The organism is Mesorhizobium sp. P3_A9, assembly GCF_056402975.1.
Window position 1 is genome coordinate 1 of record NZ_JBFUGJ010000265.1, and the last position, 8459, is coordinate 8459.

General features: G+C 62.5%; 7 protein-coding genes, 1 tRNA gene and 1 pseudogene. 2 read left to right on the forward strand and 7 right to left on the reverse strand.

The genetic code is table 11. The annotated features are described in order from the left end of the window. A pseudogene (locus AC1DX0_RS26365) lies at window positions 1-113 on the forward strand (IS5/IS1182 family transposase); the annotation flags it as partial. Between the two features lie 372 nt (window positions 114-485). On the opposite strand, the gene murA reads toward AC1DX0_RS26365, so the two are convergent. Both murA and AC1DX0_RS26375 read right to left on the reverse strand, forming a co-directional pair. Beyond that, window positions 486-1778: a UDP-N-acetylglucosamine 1-carboxyvinyltransferase gene (gene murA, locus AC1DX0_RS26370; protein WP_477224647.1), complete on the reverse strand. Its 1293-nt coding sequence runs from the start codon at window positions 1776-1778 to the stop codon at window positions 486-488. Window positions 1779-1907: 129 nt separating this feature from the next. Further along, window positions 1908-2108: a hypothetical protein gene (locus tag AC1DX0_RS26375; protein ID WP_477224648.1), complete on the reverse strand. Its 201-nt coding sequence runs from the start codon at window positions 2106-2108 to the stop codon at window positions 1908-1910. A gap of 160 nt (window positions 2109-2268) precedes the next feature. On the opposite strand from AC1DX0_RS26375, the gene AC1DX0_RS26380 reads away from it, so the two are divergent. Continuing rightward, window positions 2269-2343, forward strand: a tRNA-Thr gene (locus AC1DX0_RS26380). A 47-nt stretch (window positions 2344-2390) separates the two neighbouring features. On the opposite strand, the gene AC1DX0_RS26385 is transcribed toward AC1DX0_RS26380, so the two are convergent. The 5 genes from AC1DX0_RS26385 to AC1DX0_RS26405 all read right to left on the reverse strand — a co-directional run. Next, a complete protein-coding gene (locus AC1DX0_RS26385) occupies window positions 2391-3143 on the reverse strand; it encodes a GGDEF domain-containing protein (protein WP_477224649.1) in 753 nt (250 codons plus the stop codon). Between the two features lie 192 nt (window positions 3144-3335). Continuing rightward, window positions 3336-4058: a thermonuclease family protein gene (locus AC1DX0_RS26390; protein WP_477224650.1), complete on the reverse strand. Its 723-nt coding sequence runs from the start codon at window positions 4056-4058 to the stop codon at window positions 3336-3338. Between the two features lie 18 nt (window positions 4059-4076). Beyond that, window positions 4077-5276 (reverse strand): ABC transporter substrate-binding protein, encoded by a 1200-nt coding sequence (locus AC1DX0_RS26395; RefSeq protein ID WP_477224651.1) that lies wholly within the window; start codon window positions 5274-5276, stop codon window positions 4077-4079. 333 nt (window positions 5277-5609) lie between these two features. Next, on the reverse strand, window positions 5610-5978 hold the full coding sequence (locus tag AC1DX0_RS26400) for a hypothetical protein (RefSeq protein ID WP_477224652.1): 369 nt from the start codon (window positions 5976-5978) through the stop codon (window positions 5610-5612). Between the two features lie 72 nt (window positions 5979-6050). After that, the coding region (locus tag AC1DX0_RS26405) for a beta strand repeat-containing protein (protein ID WP_477357375.1) at window positions 6051-8459 on the reverse strand (2409 nt) is incomplete at its 5' end.

Here is an 8459-nt window from a genome sequence, read left to right on the forward strand (position 1 = left end):
ACCGCATGAAGCTGACCACGATCCGCTATGTCGGGCTGGCCAAAGCCACTGCCCAGGTGACGTTAGCGGCGATTGCCTTCAACATGCGCCGATGGGCCGCCATCACAGGATAGGTGCGCCCGCAGTCCGGCCCCACGAGGCCGAACCGCCGCCCGAAATTCCAAACCAGACACAAGAACTCACGAATACGGGCGATATTCCCGCAATCCCGCTCTCATCCGCGCTCTGCTGCAATTACACAACAGGCCCCTTGCGGGGGAGATGCCCGGCAGGGCAGAGGGGGGTGCTGTCCCGCCGGCCTGCGGCCAATCCGGGCCGCGCCCTTGCGTGACTTTGTTCAGTTCGAAATAGGCAATTCGAAAGGTTGGCGATCCTTCACACCCCCCTCTGTCCTGCCGGACATCTCCCCCGCAAGGGGGGAGATCAGCCGTTGCCGCGGCTTTCGCCAATCACCAGCGCGGAAAGTAAGGGTAAAGTAGCGATCGTCAGGCCGAAATCCGCTCGATCACCGCGCCGCAGTTGGACAGCTTTTCTTCCAGCCGCTCGAAGCCGCGGTCGAGATGGTAGACGCGGTTGACCGTGGTCTCGCCTTCGGCCGCAAGGCCGGCAATGACCAGTGACACCGAAGCGCGCAGGTCGGTGGCCATGACCGGCGCACCTTTCAGCTTCGCGACGCCGTCGACGATCGCTGTCTGGCCCGAAAGCGTGATGTGGGCGCCGAGCCGGGCCAGTTCCTGGACGTGCATGAAGCGGTTTTCGAAGATCGTCTCGGTGATGCGCGACTTGCCCTTGGCCATGGTCATCAGGCCCATGAACTGCGCCTGCAGATCGGTCGGGAAGGCCGGGAAGGGCGCGGTCGTGACGTCGACCGGCGAAATGCCGGAGCCGTTGCGCCTGACGCGGATGCCGGAATTGGTCGGCGTGATCTCCGCACCCGTCTGCGAAATGACGTCCAGCGCGGTCTGCAGCAGTTCCGGACGTGCACCTTCGAGCACGACGTCGCCGCCGGTCATSGCMACCGCCATGGCATAGGTGCCGGTCTCGATGCGGTCGGGGATGACGCGCACGCGCGCGCCCGACAGCGATTCGACGCCGTCGATGGTGATGGTCGGGCTGCCGGCGCCGGAAATCTTGGCTCCCATGGCGTTAAGGCATTCGGCGAGGTTGACGATTTCGGGCTCGCAGGCGGCGTTTTCCAGCACCGTCTCGCCCTTGGCCAACGAAGCCGCCATCATCAGCACATGAGTGGCGCCGACCGAGACCTTGGGGAACACAAAGCGGTTGCCGATCAGGCGGCCATTCTTGGTCTTGGCGATGACATAGCCGGTGTCGACGTCGAGATCGGCGCCCAGCGCCTGCAGGCCTTCGAGGAACAGGTCGACCGGGCGCGTGCCGATGGCGCAACCGCCGGGCAGCGACACCTTGGCCTCGCCCATGCGGGCCAGCAGCGGCCCGATCACCCAGAACGAGGCCCGCATCTTCGACACCAGCTCGTAAGGCGCCGTCGTGTCGACGATGTTGCGGGCGGAGAAGTTGATGGTGCGCGAATAGCCTTCATTCTGCTTCTCGCGGCGGCCATTGACCGAATAGTCGACGCCGTGATTGCCGAGGATGCGGATCAGCTGCTCGACATCGGCCAGATGCGGCACRTTTTCCAGSGTCAGCGTGTCGTCGGTCAACAGCGAGGCGATCATCAAGGGCAAAGCGGCATTTTTCGCGCCCGAAATCGGAATGCTTCCGGAGAGCTTGTTGCCCCCGACAATTCTGATGCGATCCATTAGAGAACGTCCCTCTCGGCCAGAAAAGGCCGGTTCAATCGTTTGAGTATCGGCCCGTCTAGACCATTGGCCAATCTGGTTCAAGAAATAGGATTTCGCCCACCCCGGTCCAAGAGTGGCTGATTTGAGTTAATCTTTCTGCATTTCCTTGGCCGAACCGAGCCCGTCCGGCCGCTGATCGGCTTCCCCGGCGCGCCGCTTGTCGGCGTCGCCACTACGGCGCGAGCGCGACTGCGCCTTGCGTTTCTGCAGATTGGCACGCAATTGCTCGGCGAGCCGGTCCTTGCGATCCGTACCGCCCTTTTTCGCCTGATTTGTCTTGTCGCTCATCGTCCCGCCCCGGCCGGCGACCGGCCAACCTCCCATTCAGGGATAGCCAACATTGTGGCGCCGCCATGTCATTGAAAGCTATCCGGCAAAGGCTTTCACAGAAGCGTTGTTCTTGGCCTTGCGCTTGCCGGTTCGATATGGCAGAAGCCCGCCATCGGCGGCTGCGGTAGCTCAGTGGTAGAGCACTCCCTTGGTAAGGGAGAGGTCGAGAGTTCAATCCTCTCTCGCAGCACCAGATTTCCTGGTTTCGTGAATTGTTCTGCTCTGACGCCGCCGCTGTTCTCAGCTGTGGAGATGCGCCAGTTCGAACCCGGTATCATCCTGCGCGTCGGACAGGTGCTGTTCGGCGGACCGGAACATGTCCGAGAACTCCATCTCGTTCTCCAGCATCACGCCGCCGACCTTGATGGTGAGGACATCCTCGGTGCCTTTTGGCGCGAAATAGACTTGCGCGACACGCGTGCGGATACGCTCGCCGATTTCCTTAGCCTCCGCTTCAGTCGCGCCCGAGAGGAAAACCCCGAACATCGAGGCCCCGATGCGCCCGATCAGATCCTCCTCGCGCACCGACGACTGTATGGTCGAGACGATGAGCCGCAAGGCCTCGTCGCCCCATTCAAGGCCAAATCGCATGTTGATGGACCGAAGGTGTTCCGGATGAATGACCAGGAAGGCGCCCGAGCGTGGCCCTGGCCCCGATCGCCTGGGTGCCCGTCGTTCGATCATCGATGTGAAAACCGGCCCGTTCAGGCAGCCCGTCAGCCCGTCGTAGGTCCCGGACCTGTTGAGTTCCTGCCGGTAGCGGCGGATTTCGACCCGATTCCAGCCGATCAGCGCGAAAAGCGGCAGGCCGATGATCACCGGCAGCAGTCCCGCGGTGATCATGCTGCGGGCGAACGGCGTCAGCGTGTCGCTGAACAGGAGCAGGTAGTTGAGGCCAAGGGAAAGCCCGAGGCTCCCTGCGGTTCCCAGCAATGTCAGCCACGCGACGCGCTTCCAGGGCTGGGCTGTGGTGGTCGCCATTGGTCTCGTCATTGGCCAGTCTCCTGTCAGATCGGCTGGTATACGGCCTGGCTGCCCTAATTTCGGTTTCGTCCAACCGTACAATTTGATGAAAAAACGCCGAATGACCTCTTCGATATGCCCCGCTCGAAGACGGCCTGCCGGGAACCCTGAGCCATGACGGTCAGGTGAAATATCGGAGATTGCCGAACAGGCGGCGCCTGCCTAGCGCGGTGGCCCGAAGACACCCATCCCGGCATTCCTGGCAATTGCTTCCGCCTTGCCATAGATGCCGCCTGGCAGCGCCATGGCCCAGCCATTGGCGACGAGCCAGGCGCCGACATCCTGCTTGCCCAGCCGGCACGGTGCGGCGATGGCGAAGCGCTCGATATCCGGCGGCAGAACACAGGTCAGCGCGCGCCCCCGCAGCCACGCATTGAAGGCCGCGCGGGCCCGCTGGCCGCAGGGCCAGGCCTCGTCGCGAAACGAACAGGTCTGGTTCACGTCGATGTCCTGGGCCCCGCTGATGACCACCGTCCACCCCGTCGATTCGAACGTCGCCGCCGACGTTGCAATCGGACGGTAGAGCAGGGTTTCGCGCCAGTCTTTCGGCATGGGCGTTTTGGGGCGGACGGCGAGCCCGAGTTCTCCGAGTGGCGGCCGGGCCTCGACCCGTTCGATTTCCGATGCGTCAACCGGCGGTGGGGCGATAAGGCTCTCGGCGATCCGCCGCGCCGGTTCCCGCCTTTGATCGTCGAGAACGACCGCTTCCGCCGGGGTTGCCTGGCTACCGGAATTTTCCAGGGACGGTGCGAGGACGGGCCGTTCGACGGAAAGCAGGGCTCCGGCACGCATGATCAGGACAATTCCGAGCAGCAGCTCAAGGCTCCCGACCGAGATCACCAGGCGGGCATGCCAGCCCATCAGGCCAGTGCAGCGTTCGAGCAAGGTCCTGCCGCCAGCCGGTCAGAAACCCGAAGTCGATTTGGCAACCAGTTTGAGCGCACCCTTTTGAATCCGATAGAATGGCATCGACCTTTGGCTGGAGCCGTCAGCGCGAAAACGGAACAAACCTGTCGACCCGCGAAACCCGCTAGGGTTTTCGAGCACCTGTTTGCTGAAGCCATCAGGTCCGACCGCGCTGGCGATCCCTGCTGTCAGGGCAACCATATCATAGGCATAGGCCACATTGACGTCGGCCGGGTAGTTGTATGCCGTCCGGAAGCGGTCGGCGATCGGTCCGGTTTCGCTTGGATCGAGCGTGGCGATGTATGCCCCCTCGAACAGCGGATCCATGGGATGCTCCAGCCATCGATCCGTTCCGACGACAGAGATTGCTTTTCCGGGAATGCCCTTTGATTTGAGGGCGGCAAGCACAGGCGCTGGGCTGTCATCGCCGCTGGCAACGATGACCGCGTCGGGAGTGTCCACGAGTGAGCCCATCTGGTCGACCGCCTTGGCGCCACCGTCGCCGGCCGAATACGGCACAGTGACCGCGAGCGTCGCGCCATAGATGCTGAGGCCGTTCACCACCCGTTTCTCCACGGCACTGGCGTTCGAGCCTTCCGCGACAAGCAATACGAACTTCTTGCCGCCTTTCGCGGCGAGCCCCGCGGCGCCCGCCGCGGCGCTGTCGGCTTCGCTGAGGCGCACGGCGTAAACTCCGGCACCGCCGGCGAAATTGTCGGCAAGCGCCAGGACCGGCGGCCGCTTCGATCCCGACAGCGTCGCAATATGCTGGGCCGCCGGCAGTTCGGTCGGACCGATGACGACTTTGGATCCAGTCGTTATGGCTTGAACCGCCAGTTTGCCGGCCTGTGCGCTGTCGCCTTTCGTGTCCTTTACGGTCAGCGTCAGCAATCCATTGCCGATATCGGTCATCGCCAGCTTGGCGCCGTCGAGCATCTTCCTGCCGTTTTCCCCAGACGACCCAGGGGCGGACAAGGGCAGCAACATCGTGATTTTGGTCGAACCGGTGCCGAGCGACTGGCTCGCCTGGGCCGTGCCGGCACCGGCGGCGCTATTCTGGCCGGCAGGCGCGGCAACCGCGCCCGGATCGAACACTTCGGAAACGCCGCCCTTCGACTGGCAGCCCGACAATGTCATGGCGAGCGTCAGGGCGATTGCCCAAATCCAGGGATTGCGGCCCTGCCGGCCAGCTTCCATGATTGCTCCACCCCGTCTGTCGCCGGTATTTCCCGGTCTGGTCTTCCATTCATGTTACGGCGGACTTGCCGTGCCGTCTTGTTCTTTAATTTAGAAAAGCCGGGTCTCAGCGCCATGATCCGTCTGGCTTGCCCGGCGGACGGATCGTCGGCGCATTTCATCTATCGTGGCCCGGGCACGAAGATACGGCGCACGCAAACGGCAAAGGCCTAGCCAGCTGGCGCCGGCCTGCGAGGCAAACAGATCAAGGCTGGCCAAGGCGATCGTTGCGGCGATCGCCCTCAAGATTGATCCGTCTGATATCATGATGGCCAACAGGCGCGGCCCATCCGGTCAGTGCATGTATTCGACCATGCGGTCGTGGAAACACTCGCATTTGTTGAGTGTGTCCTCGTCCTTGTAGTTCGTCTTCAGATAGCCATAGGCCATGCCGCAGGCGACCTTGGCTTCCGAGGCCCAGACGAAGGCAGGCCGGGATGAATTGATCCACTCCGAGCTGTTGGCGACGGCGACGGACTCGTCCATCAGCTTGACCACCTGCTCCTTGAGATCGACGATGTTGTCGTTCAGCACCAGGTTGGACGTCCCCACGACCCGGCAATAGTCGCCTACCGGCCCCTCGATAATGTCTGCGGCGAAGCTCGTCGATCCAGCCAGCAGCAGCAGTGCGGCCGAAGCCAGCATTTTTGCACAACGCTTCATTTAAGTCCCTCTCCAAACCGCCATTTTATTCTTCGCTAATATATAGCATGCCAGACCGGCCACGCATAAGTGCTAAATCGTGGCCGTGTGCTGTTGATGCTGGGTGTCGTCGAAAAGGATGTTGATCGTGCCGGCGGGAGGCGCGTTCTGCAGAACGGCGACATCCACAAAGTTGGCGGCGTTGCCCGAGCCGCTGGTGTCGACGCTCACAGTACTGGTCGCGCTGTTGTAATGCACATAGTCGGCGATGTTGCCGGCCGGCGCCTTGTCGAACAGTGCGCTCAAGTCGATCTTGTCGCCTTCACCGCCATGGTAGTCGGCGATCAGATCCTTGATGTCCAGATTGTCGATCTTGAACGTGTCGGCTCCCGAAGTGCCGGCGATGGGCGACGTGCTTCCGGAGCCGGCGCTATCGAAATTGCCGAAGCCGATGTCGCCGACCGCGCCTGTCTGACCGTCGGCGGTCGTGAAGGTGGCGTCGCCATAGGTCAACACAGAGCCGTCCGCCGAAACCGAGTGCTGATTGTTGCTCTCCAGACCGATCTCGACGATGCCCAAGGCGGCAAGAGACTTGAACTCGCCTGGATCCGACACGCCGTTGCCGTTGGCATCCTGCCAGACGCCGAACTGCCCAAAGTCGTGATCGGCGGCGGTCAGCTTGCCATCATGGTTCGTGTCATAGAGCTTTTCGAGCGCGGCAAGGTCGGTCGCGGCGCCAGGGGCTTGCTGGGTAAAGACAAACTCCGACGCATTGCTCACTTTGCCGTCGCCGTTGAGATCGATCGCCAGAATGCCGTCATGCTGGTCGACCCAGGCGGTTTTCGAAGCGACGCCGTCACCATTATAGTCGTACGAGACCGTCGAGTGCGTCAGATCAGTCGTGTGGATTCCATCGTGGTTGAGGTCGAGCACGATCGGAGCGGCGACGGCGAAAGGCGTCAGGCCGCCGGCCACGTGGACAGTGAAATTCGCTGCTGTCCCGGTTGTGTCCCCATCACCATCCGTGAGTTGCAATGTCACCGGAATTGTATGGTCGACGGTGGTGCTCGTGACCCCGACATCGGTCAGGTTGAGCTTGGTCTTGCCCGACGACTCGTACGCGTCGACCCATGCGATCTGCAGTCCGGCAGGCGATGTGATCGTCAGCAACGTCGCGCCGAGCGTCGGAATGAAGGAAGCCGTGGTTCCGTTGGTATAGTGGGCGACGAACTCGATCTTGTCGCCCGCGGTAACCGCATCGAACGAAAACTTGGCATAGCTGACGCTGGCTATGGCAATGACCGGCGGCGTGTAGGGCCCGGCGCCATCGTAGTCGTTAGGCGTTCCGAAATCGAAACGCATGAACTCGCCTGCGTCAAAGTTGTTGTTGCCAAGCCCCCAACCGGCGCTCGAGCCGTTGACATTGGACGTCTGCGTCAGCGCCGGATTGCTGCCGGTAAGCCAGGTTGCTTCATTGAAGCCGCCCGTCGGCGCCCAGCCGGTCACCATCACGACATTCTGGCCACCCGCCGTTACGACGACGGAATTGCTGGGGCCGGAGCCGTAGGCGCCGCTCGAAGCAATGGAAACATTGCTGACAGTGCCGTCCAACGGCGCCAAAAGGTCGAACGTGTACTGCCCCGACGTGCCGGCATTCGGATTGACGGTGATGGTGAATACCGCCGTGTCGCCCGCATCATGGGTGCCGCTGTTGTTGTTGTCGGCATAGGCGGTCAACACATTGCCCGACTGTTCCGTGATTAGATTGTGGCCGGCCGAGGTCACGCCTGTGGTGTTGGCCGTGATTGTCATGGTGGCCCCGGCTCCGTCGGCGCCGGCGACAAAGTGGAGTGTTCCAACAGCCGGCGTTTGCAACGGATCGTTGCTTGCCTGCTGGCTTTGCACGGTTCCCAATGTCGGCACATCGTCGACGATCTGGACCGACAGCGTGCCGGGAGCCGAGACATCGCCGTCGGTGTCGGTGACGGTGACGGTCATGTTGTCGTAGATGGAATCGGTGCCAGCGGCGGGATGGGTTTCGTTGTCGAGGAGCGTGTAGGTATAGCTGACCTGTCCGGCACTGAAGCCGGTGATGGTGAGCGTATTGCCGAGCGGGGTGGTGATGTTAATGGGCGTGATACCGCTGTTGGCGAGTGCGGTGGCCGAGATCACGGTGCCGTTGACGGTGATCGAGCCGATGCCGTCCGGCGAGGTGATGGTGAAAGTGCCGGTGTTGTGCTCCGACGGATCGCCGTCGGCGCCGGGCGCGGCCAGTTCGCCCGAGCCTTCCGAGCCTGAGCTTGCCGGCAGGCCCTTCTCGTTGACGATGGTGTCGCCGCCGCCGCTTTGCGGCGTCAGGTTGGAGATGGTCGGCGTGGAGTCGCCGACCGAGATGGTCAGCGTGGTGTGCGACAGGTCRCCGTCGCCGTCCTTGATGGTGTAGGTGAAGACGTCGCTGACACCGCCGGGCGAGCCGGGGTTGCGGAGGTAGCTGTAGTCGCC